Annotated in this window: 21 protein-coding genes and 1 pseudogene; 14 read left to right on the top strand and 8 right to left on the bottom strand. The window is 69.8% G+C overall.

The genetic code is table 11. From position 1 onward, the window contains the following. Window positions 1–107: 107 nt before the first annotated feature. Window positions 108–1,097, top strand: coding sequence for an aldo/keto reductase (locus tag AC0B9F_RS11610; RefSeq protein WP_472001272.1), 990 nt, complete (start codon window positions 108–110; stop codon window positions 1,095–1,097). Window positions 1,098–1,209: 112 nt separating this feature from the next. Here the strand turns inward: AC0B9F_RS11610 and AC0B9F_RS11605 are convergent, their stop codons facing one another. Further along, window positions 1,210–2,103, bottom strand: coding sequence for an NADP-dependent oxidoreductase (locus AC0B9F_RS11605; protein WP_472001269.1), 894 nt, complete (start codon window positions 2,101–2,103; stop codon window positions 1,210–1,212). Window positions 2,104–2,174: 71 nt separating this feature from the next. Here AC0B9F_RS11605 and AC0B9F_RS11600 point away from each other — a divergent pair, with 71 nt between their 5' ends. After that, window positions 2,175–2,780, top strand: coding sequence for a TetR/AcrR family transcriptional regulator (locus tag AC0B9F_RS11600; RefSeq protein ID WP_472001267.1), 606 nt, complete (start codon window positions 2,175–2,177; stop codon window positions 2,778–2,780). A gap of 260 nt (window positions 2,781–3,040) precedes the next feature. Here the strand turns inward: AC0B9F_RS11600 and AC0B9F_RS11595 are convergent, their stop codons facing one another. Beyond that, window positions 3,041–3,754 carry a hypothetical protein gene (locus tag AC0B9F_RS11595; RefSeq protein ID WP_472001266.1) on the bottom strand — a complete coding sequence of 238 codons (714 nt, stop codon included), beginning with the start codon at window positions 3,752–3,754 and terminating at the stop codon, window positions 3,041–3,043. 264 nt (window positions 3,755–4,018) lie between these two features. Between AC0B9F_RS11595 and AC0B9F_RS11590 the strand changes: the two genes are divergently transcribed. Further along, entirely contained in the window at window positions 4,019–4,612 is a 594-nt protein-coding gene (locus AC0B9F_RS11590; protein ID WP_472001264.1) for a dihydrofolate reductase family protein, read from the top strand. A 245-nt stretch (window positions 4,613–4,857) separates the two neighbouring features. After that, window positions 4,858–5,061 carry a cold-shock protein gene (locus AC0B9F_RS11585; RefSeq protein ID WP_469808799.1) on the top strand — a complete coding sequence of 68 codons (204 nt, stop codon included), beginning with the start codon at window positions 4,858–4,860 and terminating at the stop codon, window positions 5,059–5,061. A 118-nt stretch (window positions 5,062–5,179) separates the two neighbouring features. Here AC0B9F_RS11585 and AC0B9F_RS11580 read toward each other — a convergent pair whose 3' ends face one another. Beyond that, window positions 5,180–5,737, bottom strand: coding sequence for a GNAT family N-acetyltransferase (locus AC0B9F_RS11580; RefSeq protein WP_472001261.1), 558 nt, complete (start codon window positions 5,735–5,737; stop codon window positions 5,180–5,182). A gap of 50 nt (window positions 5,738–5,787) precedes the next feature. Beyond that, complete coding sequence (locus tag AC0B9F_RS11575; protein WP_472001260.1) at window positions 5,788–7,179, bottom strand: helix-turn-helix domain-containing protein; 1,392 nt, start codon at window positions 7,177–7,179, stop codon at window positions 5,788–5,790. 211 nt (window positions 7,180–7,390) lie between these two features. Here AC0B9F_RS11575 and AC0B9F_RS11570 point away from each other — a divergent pair, with 211 nt between their 5' ends. The 3 genes from AC0B9F_RS11570 to AC0B9F_RS11560 all read left to right on the top strand — a co-directional run bounded on the left by AC0B9F_RS11570 (window position 7,391) and on the right by AC0B9F_RS11560 (window position 9,371). Beyond that, entirely contained in the window at window positions 7,391–8,005 is a 615-nt protein-coding gene (locus tag AC0B9F_RS11570; protein ID WP_472001259.1) for a hypothetical protein, read from the top strand. Window positions 8,006–8,159: 154 nt separating this feature from the next. After that, a complete protein-coding gene (locus AC0B9F_RS11565) occupies window positions 8,160–8,618 on the top strand; it encodes a hypothetical protein (protein WP_472001258.1) in 459 nt (152 codons plus the stop codon). Between the two features lie 156 nt (window positions 8,619–8,774). Further along, window positions 8,775–9,371 carry an HD domain-containing protein gene (locus AC0B9F_RS11560; RefSeq protein WP_472001255.1) on the top strand — a complete coding sequence of 199 codons (597 nt, stop codon included), beginning with the start codon at window positions 8,775–8,777 and terminating at the stop codon, window positions 9,369–9,371. A 79-nt stretch (window positions 9,372–9,450) separates the two neighbouring features. Here the strand turns inward: AC0B9F_RS11560 and AC0B9F_RS11555 are convergent, their stop codons facing one another. Further along, on the bottom strand, window positions 9,451–9,879 hold the full coding sequence (locus AC0B9F_RS11555; RefSeq protein WP_472001253.1) for a YunG family protein: 429 nt from the start codon (window positions 9,877–9,879) through the stop codon (window positions 9,451–9,453). Between the two features lie 188 nt (window positions 9,880–10,067). On the opposite strand from AC0B9F_RS11555, the gene AC0B9F_RS11550 reads away from it, so the two are divergent. Next, on the top strand, window positions 10,068–10,496 hold the full coding sequence (locus tag AC0B9F_RS11550) for a VOC family protein (protein WP_472001251.1): 429 nt from the start codon (window positions 10,068–10,070) through the stop codon (window positions 10,494–10,496). A gap of 269 nt (window positions 10,497–10,765) precedes the next feature. After that, window positions 10,766–11,332, top strand: a complete 567-nt coding sequence (locus AC0B9F_RS11545; RefSeq protein WP_472001250.1) for a dihydrofolate reductase family protein — start codon at window positions 10,766–10,768, stop codon at window positions 11,330–11,332. Between the two features lie 72 nt (window positions 11,333–11,404). On the opposite strand, the gene AC0B9F_RS11540 is transcribed toward AC0B9F_RS11545, so the two are convergent. Beyond that, window positions 11,405–13,381 carry a heavy metal translocating P-type ATPase gene (locus AC0B9F_RS11540; RefSeq protein WP_472001248.1) on the bottom strand — a complete coding sequence of 659 codons (1,977 nt, stop codon included), beginning with the start codon at window positions 13,379–13,381 and terminating at the stop codon, window positions 11,405–11,407. Between the two features lie 112 nt (window positions 13,382–13,493). On the opposite strand from AC0B9F_RS11540, the gene AC0B9F_RS11535 reads away from it, so the two are divergent. The 4 genes and pseudogenes from AC0B9F_RS11535 to AC0B9F_RS11520 all read left to right on the top strand — a co-directional run bounded on the left by AC0B9F_RS11535 (window position 13,494) and on the right by AC0B9F_RS11520 (window position 16,769). After that, window positions 13,494–13,895 (top strand): ArsR/SmtB family transcription factor, encoded by a 402-nt coding sequence (locus AC0B9F_RS11535; RefSeq protein ID WP_472001246.1) that lies wholly within the window; start codon window positions 13,494–13,496, stop codon window positions 13,893–13,895. Between the two features lie 265 nt (window positions 13,896–14,160). Continuing rightward, complete coding sequence (gene gdhA, locus AC0B9F_RS11530; protein WP_472001245.1) at window positions 14,161–15,519, top strand: NADP-specific glutamate dehydrogenase; 1,359 nt, start codon at window positions 14,161–14,163, stop codon at window positions 15,517–15,519. Between the two features lie 277 nt (window positions 15,520–15,796). Continuing rightward, window positions 15,797–15,947: pseudogene (locus AC0B9F_RS11525) on the top strand (hypothetical protein); the annotation flags it as partial. 399 nt (window positions 15,948–16,346) lie between these two features. Further along, window positions 16,347–16,769, top strand: coding sequence for a hypothetical protein (locus AC0B9F_RS11520; RefSeq protein ID WP_472001242.1), 423 nt, complete (start codon window positions 16,347–16,349; stop codon window positions 16,767–16,769). Window positions 16,770–16,991: 222 nt separating this feature from the next. Here the strand turns inward: AC0B9F_RS11520 and AC0B9F_RS11515 are convergent, their stop codons facing one another. Beyond that, complete coding sequence (locus AC0B9F_RS11515; protein ID WP_472001241.1) at window positions 16,992–17,276, bottom strand: cupin domain-containing protein; 285 nt, start codon at window positions 17,274–17,276, stop codon at window positions 16,992–16,994. Window positions 17,277–17,576: 300 nt separating this feature from the next. Here AC0B9F_RS11515 and AC0B9F_RS11510 point away from each other — a divergent pair, with 300 nt between their 5' ends. Next, a complete protein-coding gene (locus AC0B9F_RS11510) occupies window positions 17,577–18,860 on the top strand; it encodes an ATP-binding protein (protein WP_472001240.1) in 1,284 nt (427 codons plus the stop codon). A 76-nt stretch (window positions 18,861–18,936) separates the two neighbouring features. Here AC0B9F_RS11510 and AC0B9F_RS11505 read toward each other — a convergent pair whose 3' ends face one another. Continuing rightward, window positions 18,937–19,128, bottom strand: a complete 192-nt coding sequence (locus tag AC0B9F_RS11505) for a DUF5133 domain-containing protein (protein WP_472001239.1) — start codon at window positions 19,126–19,128, stop codon at window positions 18,937–18,939. Window positions 19,129–19,180: the final 52 nt, after the last annotated feature.

Below are 19,180 nucleotides of genomic sequence, written 5' to 3'. Positions count from 1 at the left end.
CCGGCGCCTCCACGGGATGCCGGGCGGTGGAATCCGTTGCTAGATGGATGAGGGGCTTCGCGTCGTCCGAACGATGAACGAGTGTGCAGGAAAGGCTGGGACACGGCATGCGGAAGCGCAGTCTGCGGGACCTCCAGGTATCGGCCATCGGCCTGGGGTGCATGGGTATGTCCGCCTTCTACGGAACCGCCGATGAGGGGGAGGCGATCGCGACCATCCGGCGCGCCCTCGACCTCGGAGTGAACTTTCTCGACACCGCCCAGATGTACGGACCGCTCACCAATGAGTCCCTCGTCGGCGAGGCGATCCGGGGCCGCCGCGACGAGTACGTGATCGCGACGAAGTTCAACTACCGGATGGACGATGCCGTACCCGGCGACATCAGCACGGTCGGCCCGCAGGACGGCTCGGCCGAGCACGTCCGCACTTCGGTCCACGGCTCCCTGAAACGGCTGGGAACCGATCACATCGACCTCTACTACCAGCACCGGGTCGACCCGAACGTCCCCATCGAGGAGACGGTCGGTGCGCTGGGCGAACTGGTCGCCGAGGGCAAGGTCAGGTACATCGGCCTGAGTGAGGCGAGCGCGCAGACCATCCGGCGCGCCCACGCCGTGCACCCGGTCACCGCGGTGCAGAGCGAGTACTCGCTGTGGTCCCGGGACGTGGAGGCCGAGGTGCTGCCCACCTGCCGCGAGCTGGGGATCGGCTTCGTGCCGTACTCGCCGCTCGGCCGCGGTTTCCTCGCCGGGCGGTTCACCTCGCCGGACGACCTGGACGCGAACGACTGGCGCCGCCAGAACCCGCGCTTCCAGGACGACAACCTGGAGGCCAACCAACGGCTCGCGGAGAAGGTGAAGGAGATCGCGGCGGAGAAGGACGTGACTCCGGGCCAGCTGGCCATCGCCTGGGTGCTGGCCCGGGGCGAGGACCTGGTCCCGATCCCGGGCACGAAGCGCCGCACCTACCTGGAACAGAACGCCGCCGCCGTCGACATCACGCTGACCGACGACGACCTGGCCCGCATCGACGCGGAGCTGCCCAAAGCGGCGGGGGAGCGGTACGACGAGGCGGGGATGCGGTCCGTGAACCGCTAGGCCGTATCCGCAAAGGGGCGGCGGGAGTTGGGCCCGCTGTCTTCCGGTGAAGTGACGAGATCCTGGCTGGCGGCGCCCTCGCTTTCTGCTTGAGGGCGCCGCACAGCCGGCTTCAGACGACCAGAACCCGGCGCCCGCGCGTGTGACCGGCCTGGCTGTCGATGTGCGCCGCCGCGGCCTCGGCGAGTGTGTACGACTTCTCGACCGGGATGTGGAGCCTTCCCCGCGAGATGAGGCCGACGGCCTCGGCGAGCGCTTCCGGCACGCTCCCGGCCACGCCGGAGAATCGGACACCGAACTCCGGTGCATCGAGATCGGCGATGGAGATCACCTTCCGCGCATCCCCGGTCAGCTCGACGAGTTCGCGGATCACGCCCGAGCCGGCCAGGTCGAGAGCCGCGTCGACAGGGCCGAGCTCCCGCACCCGCTCGACCCAGCCCTCGCCGTACGTCGTGGCGACGGCACCCAAGCTCCGCAGGTAGTCCTGGTTCGCGGCCCCAGCCGTGCCGATCACCGTGATGCCGCGGTCACGGGCGATCTGCAGCACCGCCGATCCGACTCCGCCGGACGCCCCGCTGACCAGCAGCGTCTGCCCGGGCTGCACACCGACCTCGCGGATGACGCGCAGCGCGGTCTCCACCACGGAGGGATACCCGGCCGCCTCTTCGAACGTCAGCCCCTCGGGTATGCGGGCCCAGGCCGACAGCACGGCGAACTCGGCATAGGTGCTCGAACCTTCGCCGAACACGCGGTCGCCGACCTCGACCCCTTCGACGCCCTCACCGACCTCGTCCACCACCCCGGAGGCGTCCAGCCCGACTCCGGAGGGCAACTCGATCGGATGCGCCCCCAGGACCTGGCCTTCACGGACCCTCCAGTCGACGGGGTTCACGCCCGCTGCTCGCACGGCGATGCGTATCCGGCCGGGGCCCGCGTGGGGCTCCTCGGCATCTACGAGTTGCAGGACGTCCGGACCGCCGAACTCGGCGAAGCTCACCTTCTTCATGTTGGCGACCGTAACACTAACGGATAGTGTTTTGAACTTGTTATGGATTTGCACCTGATAGCGTGACGGCCATGACCGTGCCACCCGGACGCCGTGAGCGCAAAAAGGCCGCGACCCGCCACAAGATCGCTGACGCCGCCCTGCGGCTCTTCCTGGAACGCGGGTACGACGCGGTAGGCATCCGTGACGTGGCTGCCGAGGCCGACGTGGCCGTCACCACGCTCTTCTCCCACTTCGCCTCGAAAGAGGCCCTGGTGTTCGAGCAGGACGAAGACTTCGAGCAACGCCTCACGCGGGCGGTCACCGACCGGGCGCCGCACGAGCCGCTCATCCCCGCGCTGCGCCGCGAGATCCAGGCCCTGGTGCGCCACTGCACGGCGGACAGCGCCGCCCCGATCTGGCGCATGATCGAGGCATCACCCGCCCTGCGGAAGTACGAGGAGTCGATGAGACTGCGCCACGCGGAGTCGCTGGCGACGGCCATCGCCGCCGATCCCGGCCTGTCCCGGACCACAACGGGCTGCCGGGCGATCGCGAGGTTCGTGATCGACGCCTATTCGCTGGCCCGTGAGGCGGCCGACCCGGAAGCCGCGGTGGACGAGATCTTCCGGATGATCGAGGCGGCCTGGGAGGTCACCTGCCCCTCCGCCAACTACACCGCCACGGCCGGACCGTAGTTCGGTGAAGACACCGCTCGGTGGTTCCTTCTGCGGGTCCCTGCTTGAGAGCCCCGGCCGCATGCTGATGAACGCGGCACACGGTTGAGTCGATGCTCGGCCAGGACGCGGACCGAGGTCATCTCATCCGTCTGGGGACAGGGACGCTGACACGAGCAGGGCCAGCCGGCGCATGCGCTGGTGGTACGGGACCCCTGTCGGCGGTGCTCCTGCCAGAGGCGCGCTGCGTCCTGCGCCTGCTCAGCTGACCTGCTCACGTGTCACATTCCGTGCAGCCACACCCGCAGGGGGCCGACCGCCTCGAAGCCATGGCGGACAGCGGCATCCAGGGACGCCCCGTGCTCATAGCCCACTACAGGCAGGGTGGGAAACAGCCGGTGCACTGCCTCCAGCACCACCGGCCAGGCTCGGTCAGCGCCGCCTTCCACCGCGAAGACGTTGGAGATGCCGACGACATGGTCGTTGCGACTCGCCACCGCCCCGGCGGCCACCTGACCGTCGGCGGAGAGTCCGACGAGCACGGACGTGGCCGGGTCATCGAGCAGTTCGGGCCGGAAGAGGTCCGCGTTGCCGTCCCCGTCGTCCCAGGCAAGGGCCCACGCCCGCAGCGTGTCCCGGTCGCCGACCACGTCCCAGGCGAGACCCGGTGAGGTGGCCGGCGCGCCCGGCGGCCGGTGGATCCACTGCGCGTCGAACAGCACCTTGAAGCCGGCCCCCGCCAGGTCGAGGTCGGCGAAACTGTCCTTGACGCAGGCGCCGGCAGCGGCGGTATCGATCCGGTCCACCAACGCGGCGGCATCGGCCCCCGGCACCAGCGTCACCGCGTCGGGGTAGTACAGCGGCGGACGGGCCGGGACGGCCCAGGCCTGCACTCCGAACTCGCCCACCAAGCCGTGCGACCGGCTCATCGACGCGCACCACTCCGCGTTGTTGCGGGCAGCGGCCGGGATCACGAACTGCTTCATCGCCGTCACAAGTGCCGATCATGGTCTGTCCATGCCCAGCCCGTCGAACGGTTTCCTCCTGCCACAGGGCAGACGCCCGGAAACCTTGCCCCAGCGCCCGGAACCACGCGACCGCCGCCTTCGGGATGCACGTAACGCTTGACGGCTCCGCCACCCGCGTGGAGGACCGAAAGGCCGATATCTCAGCCGGTATCCCGGAAGAGCCGCGAGCCGGGACGAGTCCTGCGGTGTGCGACGGTCATACTGTCGAACCCGCTACCGGGAGGACATCTGATGCGCAGCGTGACCTATTCGATGGGCGTCTCACTCGACGGCTACATCGTCGGGCCGGACGGCGACTTCGACTGGACGGCGCCAGACGAGGACGTCTTCCGCTTCTGGATCGACGACATCCGGCAGGTCGACGTCCACCTGTTGGGACGACGGCTGTACGAGACGATGCTGTACTGGGAGACCGCCGATCAGGATCCCACGCTCGACGACTCCATGCTCGAGTGGGCGGCGCTCTGGAAGCCGCTGCCAAAGGTGGTCTTCTCCACCACGCTGCCGGCGGTGCAGGGCCATGCCCGCCTGGCCCGCGGCGGCCTGGCGGAGGAGATCGAGCGGTTGCGAGCCGAGCCGGGGGACGGCGACATCGCCATCGGCGGCGCGACTCTCGCCGCCGAGGCGGCCGCACTGGGTCTGATCGACGAATACCGGGCCATCGTCTACCCGGTGCTGGTCGGCGGCGGCATCCCGTTCTTTCCCCGGAACGAGCGCCGGGTGGATCTCGAACTCGTCGAGACCCGCACCTTCAGCTCACGATTCGTCTACTTTCGCTACCGCGTGGCCCGCCGGGCCGAGTCCGCAGCCGCCTCACCTCGTTGACCTGGATGACACCGGTCTCGCGAGGGTGCCTGCCCGCAGGAGCAGTGGCCTGTGCGCTCAAGTGGAGGCTTGAAGTCGTTGCTCTATGGTGATGCGCCGTTTCGCCGTGTAGTTTCATTCCCAGCTGTCGTGGTTCGCAGTCCCTGCCCGCGCTTTGGCGTGGGCACTTTGCTGTGCAGTACCGGACCAGGACGATCACCTTGGGGCCGCGCGGTGCGGCCCGACATCGACTGAGAGGTATGAGCATGGCCAGCGGGACCGTGAAGTGGTTCAACTCCGAAAAGGGCTTCGGTTTCATCGCGCAGGACGGCGGCGGTCCGGACGTCTTCGCGCACTACTCCAACATCAACTCCTCCGGCTTCCGTGAGCTGCTCGAGGGTCAGGCCGTGACGTTCGACATCACGCAGGGCCAGAAGGGCCCGCAGGCGGAGAACATCACCGCCGTCTGATCGCGCAGCACGCATCGCCTGCCCCGGAGCACGCGCTCCGGGGCAGGCCGCGTTTCCTTCCGAGCGAACCGGTGTTGCTCCCCCGGGGTGATTCGGATGATCCGCGGGATGGGTGTGATCAGCCCGGGTGACGACGGACCTCGACCGGGGGCCGCACGCCGAACCACTGCTCGGCGCCGTACTCCTCGAACCGCTCGACCTCGGCGAAACCCAGCTTCGCGGCGAGGCGCATCGCGCGGTGGTTGGCGGTCTGTGTGCTGAGGACCACCGGCTCGCTGGGGCGTACATCGGTGAACCAGTCCAACGCCGCCGTGCACGCCTCGGCGGCGTACCCACACCCCCAGGCTTGCGGCAGGAACATGTAGCCGAGTTCGGCTGGCCCGGCTTCCGCACGGCCGGCACCCGGACGCCCTGCACCGCGCTCATCGAGCGTGACCATGCCGATCATCGCTCCGTCGAGATCGACCACGAAGAGGCCGGGACGCCGCCCGGGCACCTCGGGCACCGCGCGCTCGAGCTCATCGCGCGGCCGGGTGCCGCCGATGTACGTGCCCACCTCCGGCGACGCGAACAGGTCGATGAACGCCGCACGATCCCGGGCCTCGGACTCGCGGAGCACGAGCCGTTGGGTCCGTATCGGGGCAGGCGGCCAGGCCGCAGGTCCCAGTCCAGTCATGGCGGGCAACCTATCGGGCGCCTGCGAGTGCGACGAGCCGTCCGAGAGGCTCAACTGCCGTACGGCACCCAGGCACGCGCGCCCGTGTCGTTGGTGCCGTACCAGTAGTGGGGCATTCCTTTGATGCCGGTGGTGTGGAAAGGGCGCCCGTTGTCGTCGATGCGGAGCGTGCCGGTGCGACCCTGGCAGGACCAGTCGAGTTCGAGGTACCAGCGGGCGTCGTAGGTCTGTGTCGCCGCGTCGACCAGCAGCACTTCCGGGTCTTGGGCGGTGACGCGGTAGGGGAAGTGCACGGCCGGGATGGTGTTGTCGCTGTCGGCGCCGTCCTTGGGGCGGGCGATGGGGCGATCGGCGTCGAGCTCGACGGTGAAGCGGCGGGGGGTGAGTTCGCCGCCGCAGCCCTGGTCCATGGCGTACGCGTTCCCGGTGGCCGGGTCGGCACGGCTGACGACGCGGACGCGCAGGGCCTGAAGGACCACGGCCGTGGACGACCGTCCCTGCACGGAGATCTGCACCATGGTCTGCCGCCCGTGTACCGCGTCCTGCGTGGCTGCCCATGTCCCGGCGTCCTGCTGCACGGGCGGCGGTGGCACCTGCGCCGGCGGCTTGCTGATGACGTAGTCGTGGCCGCAGCCCATCGCCCAGATCTGGGAGTCGGCGCTCCAAGTGAGGGGCGGGCCGGTGTCCGGTTTCGTGGCCGAGGTGGGGTTGCCGTGGCGGGTGGCGGAGGGGGCGGGGGTCTTGTGCCGGCTGCTGGGCGAGGGGGAGCTGCCCGGAGAGGTGGGGGAGGGGGAGCTGGTGACCGAGGGGCTCGCCGGGCGGCGCGGGGCGCCGAGGGCGGTGGCGTGCGGAAGCGCGGGGTGGGAGGCGTCCGTCCGGGTGGGGCGGTCGTCGGACAAGGCGGACATGGTGCCCACAGCGGCGAGCAGGGCGCAGGTGACGACGGTGGATGCGAGGACTCGACGGTTCCGGTACCAGCGCCGGGGGCCGGGAGAGGCGGCGGGCTCGTCCGCACCGGGGAGGTCCCGGTCGGCATGGTCGTCGTTCCGGTGCGGGGGACTGCCGGTCCCGTTCAGTGCCGGGTCTGCGTCCGAAGCCGGTGCCGAAGCCGCCTCCGCCGGAACGGAACCGGCACCGCGCCCCCGCTGCCGAGCCTCCACTGCCGACAGCCACAGCCGGTGCAGTTCGAGCCGCTCCTCGGGTGACGCCTCGCAGAAGGCCGCGAGCCGCTCCAGGGGAGCGAAGTCCTGCGGTACGGCCTCGCCGGCGCAGTAGCGGTGCAGCGTGGAGGTGTTCATGTTGAGGCGGCGGGCCAGGGAGCCGTAGCTGCGGCCGGTGCGGTCCTTCAGCCGGCGCAGCAGGGCCGTGAACTCCTCGACATCGTCCCGAGCTGACACTGTTCCCCCGTCGTAGGCCCGCGATCCCGCATCCCAGGCACTCATATACCGGCACGTCAGACGGGCTGGGATGGTTCCACCGTCGCCAAAGGGCCGTCAGCCGTTGCGCAGCGCCGAGGTGAGCGCCGATGCTCGTGGTGTCGCACCGGCCAGCACCGGAGAGACCGGCCGGCCGCCGGGCGACGTTCGAAGGCGTGCACCGCAACTCACGCAGTGCACTCGTGCATTCACCGCACCCGTTCACGGGGGGACACCCATGCCCAAACGCATCCGAGCAGGCACGCTCCTCGCCCTCGCCGTCACAGGCCTGGCCGTGGCGCTCGCCGGACCGGCCACCGCGGCTCCCGCCGTGCCCGGATTCCTCGCGGCCGCGGACCTGCCGCCGCATCCCACCTCGTCCTGGACGGCCGGCAAGGTCACCGCCGGCACAGGGGAGGAGACGGATGGAGACATCTGTCTGCGGGCGCTGCCGGGCCACGCGGCCGCCTGGCACCGCGACTTCCGTACCGGCCTCGACACGAACGCCCGGCAGGTCACCGTCGTCCTGCCCGACACCCGTGCGGCCAAGCAGCTGACCGCCCGGCTGAACGAGGACATCACGTCCTGCGCGGCCCGTATCGAACAGCAGGACGCGGACACCGACGCCACGGGCAGGGACTACGGGACGCTGCCCGTGGGGGACGGCGCCCACATCCACGGCGTCCACACCGAGACCGCTTGGGGCGCGAGCGACGTCCGCCTGGTGTCGGTGGGCCGGGACGGCCGCACCGTCACGGTCGTGAACTGGGCGCAGCTCGGCGGCTTCGAGGGCGCCCCGGTCAAGGCCTTCAGCAAGACGACCATCAAGGCCGTGAACAAGCTCCACCGATGAACGCCGCCCAGGACGGACCCTCCCGCCAAGGGGGTCGGGAGGGCCACCCGGGCAGCGACAGCCAGCCGGCCACAGCACGATCCGACCACCCGATCTCGACCACTCGGTCACCAGATCACCTTGATCACCCGATCCCAGAAAACGGGGAACAGACATGAACAGCAGGACCCGTACCGTCCTCACCGCCGGCGTCCTCGCCGCAGCCCTCGGCCTCGGTGCCACCGTCCAGGCCACCGCCGGCACCCCGCGCAGCGTCAGCGGCAAGCCGTCCGACAACATCACCCGCATCGCCGACTTCTACGGTGCCTACATCGACGCGGTGACCGACGAGAACAGCGGCGGCCTCGGCCAGGCCCTGCGCAGCCACTACCTCAGCGCCGGCTTCCAGAAGGAACTGAACGCCTGGGAGGCCAAGAACCACGCCGACGGCGTCCTGCGCGCCCAGAACGTGCCGCTCGCCTGGAAGGTCACCGACAACGGCACCGCCGACTACACGGAGGCCGTGATCACCCTCACCTGGAGCAAGAACAGCACGTCCAAGCTGGTCGTCGACATGACCCGCTCCGACCGCAAGATCTTCCACATCGGGGACAAGGGCATCGGCGGGAAGTGACGGCCGGACAGGTCCGTTGAGTCGGCCTGTCGTCGGTCCGGGGGTGCGATCAACCGCGGTCAACCGCTGTGCAGCAGCCGCGTGTTGATCCGTCGCTCCCGGACCGGCCCGGTGGCAGGATTTCAACGCCGGAACGGCGGTTGCTACGCTCCGAAGGTGTCCCTTCCCAGCGTCGAAGAAATCCGCGCCCTGCACGAGAAGTACGCGCCGACACCAGAAGCGCTCGACCTCGTCCACACCCATTGCGCGATCGTGTGGAGCATCGCCGAACACCTCATCGCGCGTTCGTCCTTGCAGGTGGACCGCGAGCTGGTGAGGGCCGGCTGCCTCCTCCATGACATCGGGGTGTACCCCCTCTGCACCGTTGACGGACACATCGACAAGGCAAACTACGTCCGGCACGGCATCCTCGGTCACGAAATCCTCAGCGCCGAGGGATATCCCGAACACCTTTGCCGGATCTGTTCATGCCACACCGGCGTAGGCATCACAAAGCATGACGTCATCTCGCAAGGCCTCCCACTGCCTCCGTGCGATTATCTCGCCGAATCCGCAGAGGAAAGGCTCGTCATGTATGCCGACAAGTTCCACACCAAGAGCACGCCTCCGAGGTTTCTGTCTGCGTCCACCTATGCGCAGTACATTCGCCGGTTCGGCGACGACAAGGTCGACGCATTCAATGCTCTGCGCGCAGAATTCGGTGAACCGGACCTGACGGCCCTGGCCGCACATCACGGTCACGCGCTGGAGTAGCAGTCCCAAGGTGCAGCGCGGAGAGACGGGCCGGCGACTCGTATCGCCTGACTGCCACCCGGGCACGAGCCCCTGTAGTTCAGGTCGTTTGGTGAGATGCGGCCGGGGAGGCGGGTGGCTGCTGCTGAGTGAGCCTCTCCAGGACGCGGTCGCGGAGCAGCTCGTACTCCTGGCGGAGCCGGCGCCACTCGGTCACGGGCGGGCGGGGAATCATGATGCCTCCCGTGACGGTCTCCTCCGGCCGGAACTGCTCGCGGGTGAGGTCGATCTCGATGCCCATGCCCAGGCGGTTCCACCAGTGGTAGTCCACACGCCTTCCGTCGACGTGAACCTCTCCTCGGATCAACTCGCCTCCCAGCAGGTCATTGAGCACCATGGCGGTCACTCCGCACTGATCACGGGCGGGATTGTCCCTGGTCCAGCGCGACCGGAACTCCGGTGTGCACGTCTCGGCACTCCAGCTGCTGCGAACGGCTCGTTCGATGTCGGCGAGAAGCAACGGTGTCATGCCGGTGATCCTGCCAGGAGGCACTGACAGCGGCCGGACGCCGAGGCGCGGATCCGGTCCTCGCTCGGGGAGAGTCCTCGGGGCTCTCCCTTGCGGTCACACGCACAGCAGTGGCACGCACGGGGCCCCTCAAAAGCCCGGTCCGTACTGGGAGATGACCCCCAGAGCTCCTCTGCTACGGTGCGCGGATGTCATCGATCAAGCAGTTCCAAGTCACCTTCGACTGCGCGGAACCCGAGCTCGTCGCTCGCTTTTGGTGTGAGGTCCTGGGGTACGTCGTACCGCCTCCACCGGAGGGATTCGCTACGTGGGACGATTTCGATCGCTCGCTGCCCCCCGAGGAGCAGTGCTCGTCCTTCGCCTGCATTGATCCGTCAGGTGTCGGCCCGCGGTTGTATTTCCAGCGCGTTCCCGAAGGCAAGGTCGTCAAGAATCGGGTGCACCTTGACGTGCGGGTCGGCACCGGACTCGTGGGCGAGGAGCGCCTGGCCAAGCTCGAGGCCGAGTGCACGCGACTGGTCGCGCTGGGCGCGGTACGCGAACGCCTCCTGTACGACGGCCACGATTCGTGCATCGGGATGCGCGACATCGAGGGCAACGAGTTCTGTCTCGACTGAGCACCCTCCGAACCCGCAGGGGGAGCCGCCCTGGTCGGCATGGGATTGAGGAACCGCAGCTGGGGCCGGCGATCTCGCCGCGGGTGCACATTTCGTCGGCAGCGTGTCGATCGGTGGGTCTTCCGTTCGACGCTTGGGTAGAGGCGCGACTGGCTGACGGAGAAACCGGCAGATCGCGGCTCTGCGATCCACAATTGGTGCCCGGACGTCAACCAGCGGTTCCAGTCGCCGGGCTGCGAAGCCGGCAGCGGCCGCCCCAAGGAGACATCATGCAGATCCGCGCCCGTATGAGCATGAGTGCCGATGGCTACGTGACTACACCGAACGGCTGGCCCGCCCTGACCGCCGACCCCGCGTTCGTCTCGGGCGAAAGCCACGGCATCCGGGAATTCCTCGAAGGCTGCGAGGCGGCGCTGATGGGGCGCACCACCTTCGAGCCGGCGCTGACCAACAACCGCTGGCCGTGGCCGGACCTCGACGTGTTCGTGCTCGGCTCACACCGTCCGGAGGGCACGCCCGATCATGTCACCACCGACAGCGACCCGGTGCGCTTGCTGGAGCAGATCCGCGCGGCCAACCGGGGCGGCGATGTCCACCTCGTCGGGGGCCCGCAGACGATCGGTACCTTTCACGCCCTCGGCGCACTCGACACTCTCGAACTGGTCGTTCTGCCTCTGCTGTTCGGTGGCGGAACGCAACTGACACCCGCGCTCAGTTCCGACACCGGGCTCGTCCTCCAGCGCGAACGGGCTCTCCCCGGTGGGTCCGTGGAGATCGTCTACTCCTGCCGGGGGAGTCGGAGCGAGCTTCCCGGCAAGCCCGCCAGTCAAAGCTGATCTCGGCCACGACACCGAGTCGCACAGCGCAGGTCGAAGGGGTCGAGGGCGCTCTCACGGGCGGCGCCGTTGTCACTGCTCGACGTCCTGGTGAGCGCGGCGCCAGGCGCCGTCGGCGAGCAGACGCAGCCCGTTGAGGCCGACGATGACCGTAGAACCCTCGTGCCCCGCGACACCGAGCGGCAGGGGCAGCGTGCCGGCCAGGTCCCAGATGGCCAGGCCGGTGATGAACACCGCGGCGATGACCAGGTTCTGCACCACCAGGCGGCGCGCTCGGCGGGACAACCGTACGACGGCGGGGATGGTGGCCAGCTCGTCGCGCACCACGACCGCGTCGGCGGTCTCCAGAGCGAGGTCGGACCCTGCGCGGCCCATGGCGATGCCGGCGTGGGCGGCCGCAAGGGCGGGGGCGTCGTTGACGCCGTCGCCGACGACGAGCACCTTCCGCCCGGCCTGCTCCATGTCCCGCACGGCGGTGACCTTGTCCTGCGGCAGCAGACCGGCGCGGACGTCGGTGATGCCGGCCTCGGCGGCAAGCCGGCCCGCGGCGCGGGGGTTGTCGCCGGTGACGAGTACCGGAGCGGCACCGGTGAGCGCGGCCAGGGCGGCGACGGTGGCGGCGGCTTCCTCGCGCAGCCGGTCGGCGATGCCCAGCAGGCCCACCGGCGTGCCGTCGCGGGTGACCAGCACCGCGGTGCGTCCCTCCTCCTCCAGATCGGCGGCAGCGGTGACGGCCGGGTGACCGGTGGGGTGGTCGAGGAGGCGGGCGGGGCTGCCGACCGCGACGGTGCGGCCCCGCACCTGTGCGCTCACCCCGGCGCCGGGGGTGGACGCGAAATCCTTCACCAGCGGGATGTCCAGGTCGCGGGTGCGGGCGGCGTCCACGATCGCCCGGGCCAGCGGGTGCTCACTGGGATGCTCGGCCGCCGCCGCGAGCCGCAGCAGTCCGTCCTCGTTCAGGCCCGAGCCGGCCAGCGGACGGATGTCGGTCACGCGTGGCGTGCCCTCGGTGAGTGTGCCGGTCTTGTCCATGGCGACCGCGTCCACTTGGCCGAGGCGTTCCATGACCACGGCGGACTTCACCAGAACACCGTGGCGTCCGGCATTGGCGATGGCGGACAGCAGCGGCGGCATGGTGGCCAGCACCACGGCGCACGGCGAGGCGACGATCATGAAGGTCATGGCGCGCAGCAGAGTGGCCTGAAGATCGGCGCCGAAGACCAGCGGCAGGACGAACAGGGCGAGGGTGGCGGTGACCATGGCGAGGCTGTAGCGCTGCTCGACCTTCTCGATGAACAGCTGGGTCGGCGCCTTGGTCCCGGAGGCTTCCTCGACCATGGCCACGATCCTCGCGATCACCGAGTCGGACGGGTCGCGCTCGACCTTCACCCGCAGGGCGCCGGTGCCGTTCAGGGTGCCGGCGAACACTTCGTCGCCCTCCCTCTTGGCCACGGGCAACGGTTCGCCGGTGATGGTGGCCTGGTCGACCTCGCCGGCTCCGTCCAGGACGCGGCCGTCGGCGCCGATCCGTTCACCGGGCCGCACGAGAATGACCTGGCCCACCGCGAGCTGCCCGGTCGGTACGGTCTCCTCGGTGCCGTCGTCGGCGAGCCGTGCGGCCGTGGCCGGGGCGAGGTCGAGCAGGCCGCGCACGGAGTCGGCAGTGCGGGCGGTGGCGATCGCCTCCAAGGCGCCGGAGGTGGCGAAGATGACGATCAGCAGCGCCCCGTCCAGCACCTGCCCGATGGCCGCCGCCCCGACCGCGGCGACCACCATCAGCAGGTCCACATCCAGGGTCTTCTCGCGCAAGGCCTGCAGTCCGGCCCAGCCCGGCTCCCACCCCCCCGTGACGTAGGTGAGTGCGAACAACGGGCCCCACGCCCAGTTCGGCGCCTGCGACAGATACAGCGGCAGCGCGACCAGGAACAGCACCAGCGCAGCCGCTGCCCACCGCGCCTCGGGCAGGGCGAAGATCCGGGTGCGGCGCGGGTGCGCCACCGCCTCGCGGGCGGTGCCGGCCGGGACCGGACGGGTCAGCGTGGATGACATCGAGACGGTTTCCCTTGAGATGGCGCGACAGCGGACAGCCTCCGACCCCACCACCGTAACAGGAACGAATGAACATCGATTCATATGTTCATGGCGTGCGTACCATGGGCCCATGGGTCATGGAGCCGCACCACCGGAGAACAGCGTCCCGCGCACACGCCTGGACGCGGCAACCGCTGCCAGGGTCGCCACCACTCTCCAGGCCCTGGCCACCCCGTCCCGGCTGCTCATCCTCGCCCGCCTGCGCGAGGGCCCCCTGCCGGCGACCGAACTGGCCGGCGAGGTCGGTATGGAGCAGTCGGCCTGCTCCCACCAGTTGCGCCTGCTGCGCAACCTCGGCCTGGTCGTCGGCACGCGCAAGGGTCGCTACGTGGTGTACTCGCTCTACGACAACCACGTCGCCGAACTCCTCGATCAGGCCCTCTACCACGTCGAACACCTCCGCCTCGGCCTGAGCGACACCGACACCGCCGCCGGCGCGGAGCCGGAACACGCCGCCATACCCGGCGTTTGATTTCGTTGTGCGGCAGTTGGCGCCCCACACCAGGTCCGGCCACGGCGAAAAGCTGCCGCATGTGGTCTCAGAGTCCGGACAGTTGGCGCAGCCATGCTGGCCTCGGGCTTCATACAGGGGTGACACTGGGGGGCCGGCCGTTCCCGGGAGGTCAGTGCGACGCGCTGACAAGTGACTGGGAGCGGCCCCGTCTTGCGTTCGGCAACGCCGCCGAGCGCCCCTCACCGGTCTCGTACCGGTGGCGGCCGTGCCAGAAAGGGACCGTGTGACGACCCGAGACGACAGCAAGACCCGGCTCGATGCCCTGCGCGTCGAGATCGAGCGGCGCAACCCCGCCCAGCCCGAGTTCCACCAGGCCGTGCACGAGGTGCTGGACACGCTGGCACCAGTGCTGGCGGCGCGGCCGGAGTACGCCGAGCCGGGGCTCATCGAGCGACTGTGTGAGCCGGAGCGGCAGGTCATCTTCCGTGTTCCGTGGCAGGACGACCAGGGCCGCGTGCACGTCAACCGAGGCTTCCGGGTGGAGTTCAACAGCGCGCTCGGCCCGTACAAGGGCGGCCTGCGGTTCCACCCGTCCGTCAACCTCGGGATCATCAAGTTCCTCGGCTTCGAGCAGATCTTCAAGAACGCGCTGACCGGTCTCGGCATCGGCGGCGGCAAGGGCGGCAGCGACTTCGACCCGCACGGCCGCAGCGACGCGGAAATCATGCGATTCTGCCAGTCGTTCATGACGGAGCTGTACCGGCACATCGGCGAGCACACCGACGTGCCGGCCGGTGACATCGGGGTCGGCGGACGTGAGATCGGCTACCTCTTCGGCCAGTACCGGCGGATCACCAACCGCTGGGAGGCAGGTGTCCTCACCGGCAAGGGAACCGGCTGGGGCGGCTCGGCGATCCGGCCCGAGGCCACCGGATACGGCAGTGTGCTGTTCGCGGCGGCGATGCTGCGCGAGCGCGGCGAGGACCTCGCGGGGCAGACGGCGGTCGTCTCCGGCTCCGGCAACGTCGCCATCTACACCGTCGAGAAGCTGCTGGCCCTCGGTGCCAACCCGCTGACGTGCTCGGACTCCAGCGGGTACGTCGTCGACGACAAGGGCATCGACGTCGATCTGCTCAAGCAGATCAAGGAGGTCGAGCGCGGACGGATCAGCGAGTACGCCAAGCGGCGCGGAACCTCGGCCCGGTTCGTGCCCGGCGGACGGGTCTGGGAGGTGCCGGCCGACGTCGCGCTGCCGTCCGCCACCCAGAACGAGCTGGACGAAAAGGACGCGGCCGCGCTCGTGCGCAACGGCGTGAAGGCGGTTGCCGAGGGGGCGAACATGCCCACCACACCCGAGGCCGTGCACCTCTTCCAGCGGGCGGGGGTCGCCTTCGGGCCCGGCAAGGCAGCCAACGCGGGCGGGGTCGCGGTGAGCGCGCTGGAGATGGCGCAGAACCACGCGCGTACGGCTTGGTCGCCCGCCCGGGTGGAGGAGGAGCTGGCGCACATCATGAACGACATCCACACCACCTGCCACGAGACCGCCGAGCGCTACGGCGCCCCGGGCGACTACGTCACCGGCGCGAACATCGCCGGCTTCGAAAGGGTCGCCGACGCGATGCTCGCCCAAGGCGTCATCTGACACCCGTCGCACCGACGAGGCACACCTGTGAGCAGCAACCGGCCGCGATGGCGCCGACCATGCGCCGACAGTGCTCGGGCGCGCTCGTGGCCGCAGGCGCGTGGGGCCGGCATCGTCCGGCCCCACGCAGCCGGAGGCGACTCACAGCCCGCCGACCGCCCCCGGCGGCCACCCCGCTCCAGCCCTTTCCGGTCGAACGTGTCCTGCTGGCCCGGCATTTCACTGAGAGTTCCTCTTCGAACTCTCCTTCTGGCTGGCCGCGCCCGTCTGGCTCCTCATGATCTTCGCGCCCGCTTGGCGCCCGACCTTCCGCATCGCCGATTCGCCGGTGACCGTCGTGCCCGTACTGCTTGTCCATCTCGCGCTCGCGTCTGCTGCTCGGGCAGTGGATGTACCGGGAGGCCAGGCGACTCGGCATCTCCGCTCTGCTGATGGGGCCCCTGCTGGTCTTCACGATCCTGCTGTCACCGCTCGGACTGCTGGTGTTCCTTGGGATGCGCGCGGTGAAGTTGCGGCGTTCGCTCCGCCACGACCTCAGCACTGCCGTGCCCGGGGACGCCGCGTAGGTCGAACTGGCCTGGATATCACCGGTCCGTCGGTCCTTCCACCGAGACTGCTGACGCCGCGGGTGGTGATCTCCATGGGTGGCCGGTGAGGGGGATGCAGGCCCGGGCGGTGTGTTTTGTCGTGGTTCCGTAACGGCGCCGTGCGGACGCAACGGGCTGCAGGGACCGCTCATCTGAATGGGCAGCGGGGGCGCAACCGGGCGCCGCTGTGAACAGGGGAGCGGTTCTCACCGGGTGGGGAGATCCGCGGGAGGGAAGTCCATGACCAGGACGAAGAAGACCGGGCTGAGGGCGCGGAGCGGCCGGGCGGCCGTGATCGGTGCGCTGGGTCTGGCCTCGGTGACGCTGGCCGCCGTGCCGGCGTTCGCCAAGGGCACCGTGGACATCACGGCGCCCCGTACGGCGCACGTCGGCAAGACGATCACGGTCACGGCGCACGGCGGCGACGACAGCGCCGGCTACCTGCATCAGCTGTGCCTGGAGGAGAACGGCTTCGGCGAGGGCTGGCACCAGGAGAACTGCAGCGCCGTGGTCGAGGGCGACGCGCGGGTGACTGCTCGGGGCACGTCCGCGCGCCGCGGGGACCTGGAGTTCCGTGCGGTGCTGTACGGCCTGACCAGCAGGAACGACCGGCATCCCGTGCGCCTGCACGCCTCTGGCGTGGTGACGGTCCACGTCCGCTGATCGAACAGTCCGGCCGCGGGCATCGGCACGACCACTGCCCGCGGCCGTACGACCTTCGAGCAGTGCCCGTCGCTCGCCGGGAAGTTGACCGGGTGGCAGGTACGGACTTCTGCACCGCCCGCACCGGCACCGCCAGATGATCGAACGCGCCATGGCCTGGCTCGTGGGGCGCAAGTCGTCCGGCGGTGCCGCCCGCTCGACGGATTTCGCAGAGTACGGGCCTTACTTCAGCTCGATCTCGACGAAGGCCAGCGGGGAGGTGCCGGCGTTGACGACTTCGTGTGCGCCGCCGGCCGGGCGTGCGTAGGACTCGCCCGCCCTCAGCTGCGACGAGGTGACCGTGCCGTCCGCGGTGATCACGTCGGTCCGCCCGTCGGTGACAGGGACGACGACGTAGTCGTACTCGTGCACGTGGTGGCCGGTGCTCTGTCCCGGGTCGAAGTCCCAGCGGGTGACCCGTACCCGCTCGTCCTCGTGCTGCACGCTGGCGCGGGCCGTGGTGGTCATGGTCGCTCTCCTTGCTGTCGTTGCTCATGGGTCTGTGAACAGTGGGGCGGCAGTCCGGACCGGTTCGTACCCGCCACTTCGTTCTCAGCCATGTCGGTGATCCTGGCACAGCACGACGTCGACAGCAGGCGGGGCCGGCTGACGTCGGGACCGCCGCCCCTGCGGAGATCCATGCCGCCACGGAGCAGTCAACGACTTCTTGGTCGGCTCACCGGCTTCGTCTTGTCCACAGTGGAGCAAGCTCGTGCTGCTGCGCGCTGCCTAGTGTCGGGGCTTCACCGGAGACGAAGGGTGGCACCCATGGACTGGCTTGTCCGCGACTACCGCGAGGACGACTTGGCGGCGGTTGTGCACCTGATCGACACCACGGCCGAACTGGGCCAGGAATCCGTCTTCTCCTTCGCCGAGTGCATCGCCGCGCTGACGGCCCGGGAGCCGTCCGTCGTCGCCGTCCACGGAGGCGCGGTGATCGGCTCGGCGCTCGCCTGTCTGGCGGGGGAGCGCGCCTGGGTGATGCGTATCGCGATCGAACCCGTCTGGCGGGGGAGGGGGCTGGCCAGCGCGTTGCTGCGGGAGCTGGAGCGGCGACTGGTCGCGGCCAGGGTGCAGCGCATCGCCTACGTCCTGCCCTCGGAGGAGCTGCTCGGCGAAGGGCTGGCCAACGCGGGCTACACGAGGAGGCCCGCTGTCGCGTACTACGAGCGCGTCGAGCCGCCGTCCGGTCCGATGGCCCACTCCCTCGAGGAGCTCGGCGGCCGCATGCTGCCGGGTCGGCTGTGGGAGCAGGTCGCCGGGATGAAGGCGGAGAAGGAGCTCATCGAACGCCGGGTGGTGATGCCGCTCGCCCAGCCCGAGCGCGCTGCCCGGCACGGGGTGCGCCCGCCCCGGGCGATCACGTTGTTCGGGCCCCCCGGGACGGGCAAGACCACCTTCGCCCGGGCCGTCGCCTCCCGTCTTGGCTGGCCGTTCGTCGAGCTGCTCCCTTCCCGCCTGGCAGACGGCGGCAACCTCGCCGCCGCACTGCGCACCGCGTTCACCAGGATCGCCGAACTGGAACGGGTGCTCGTCTTCATCGACGAGGTCGAGGAAATCGCTCCGGTGCGCGGTGGGGGCACCCCCGCCGGCATGCACGCGGTCACCAACGAACTGCTCAAGCTCATCCCCGGCTTCCGGGAACGCGACGAGCGCCTGCTGGTGTGCGCCACCAACTCGGTCCGTTCGCTCGACCCCGCGTTCCTGCGCCCGGGCCGCTTCGACTACGTGATCCCGATCGGTACCCCGGACCCCGACGCCCGCCGGGCGATCTGGTCCCGGCACACCGAGGACCGCACCGACGTCGACCTCGACACGCTGGTGAAGGCGAGTGATCTGTTCACCCCCGCCGACATCGAGCAGGCGGCGCGGGCCGCCGCCCAGGCCGCGTTCGAACGCGACCTCTGTGCGGGCGGTGCGGCGGTCGCCGACGACCGGGCCGGAGCGACCACGGAGGACTGTCTCACCGCCATCGGCCAGTGCCGGCCCACGGTCACCCGATCCATGATCGAGGAGTTCACCGCCGACATCACCGCGCACGCCCGGTTGTGAGCGGGACACCCGTCCGGCGGGCGGCACTGCCCTGGGCGCGCAGTCACCCGCGGACGGGGAATCATCCCGATCCGGCCTACGCCCCGCTGAGCAGGCCGCGCGCGTGGGACACCGCCTGCTGGGGATCGCGCAGGCCCGTGTACACGCACACGGTGTACAGCACGTCCTCCAGGCGTCTGCGGGTGTCCGGCCCCGGGTTGAGTTGCGGGGCGAGCGCGTCGAACTCGTTGAGCAGTTCGCGCAGTACGGAAAGGTTGATCAGAGGCATCTCGGCTCCCGGTCCCCGCACCCCAGCGGTGCGTGATCTTGCCTACAGGTCG

The organism is Streptomyces sp. NPDC097129 (assembly GCF_055668065.1).
This window is presented reverse-complemented; position numbering and strand designations above follow the sequence as displayed.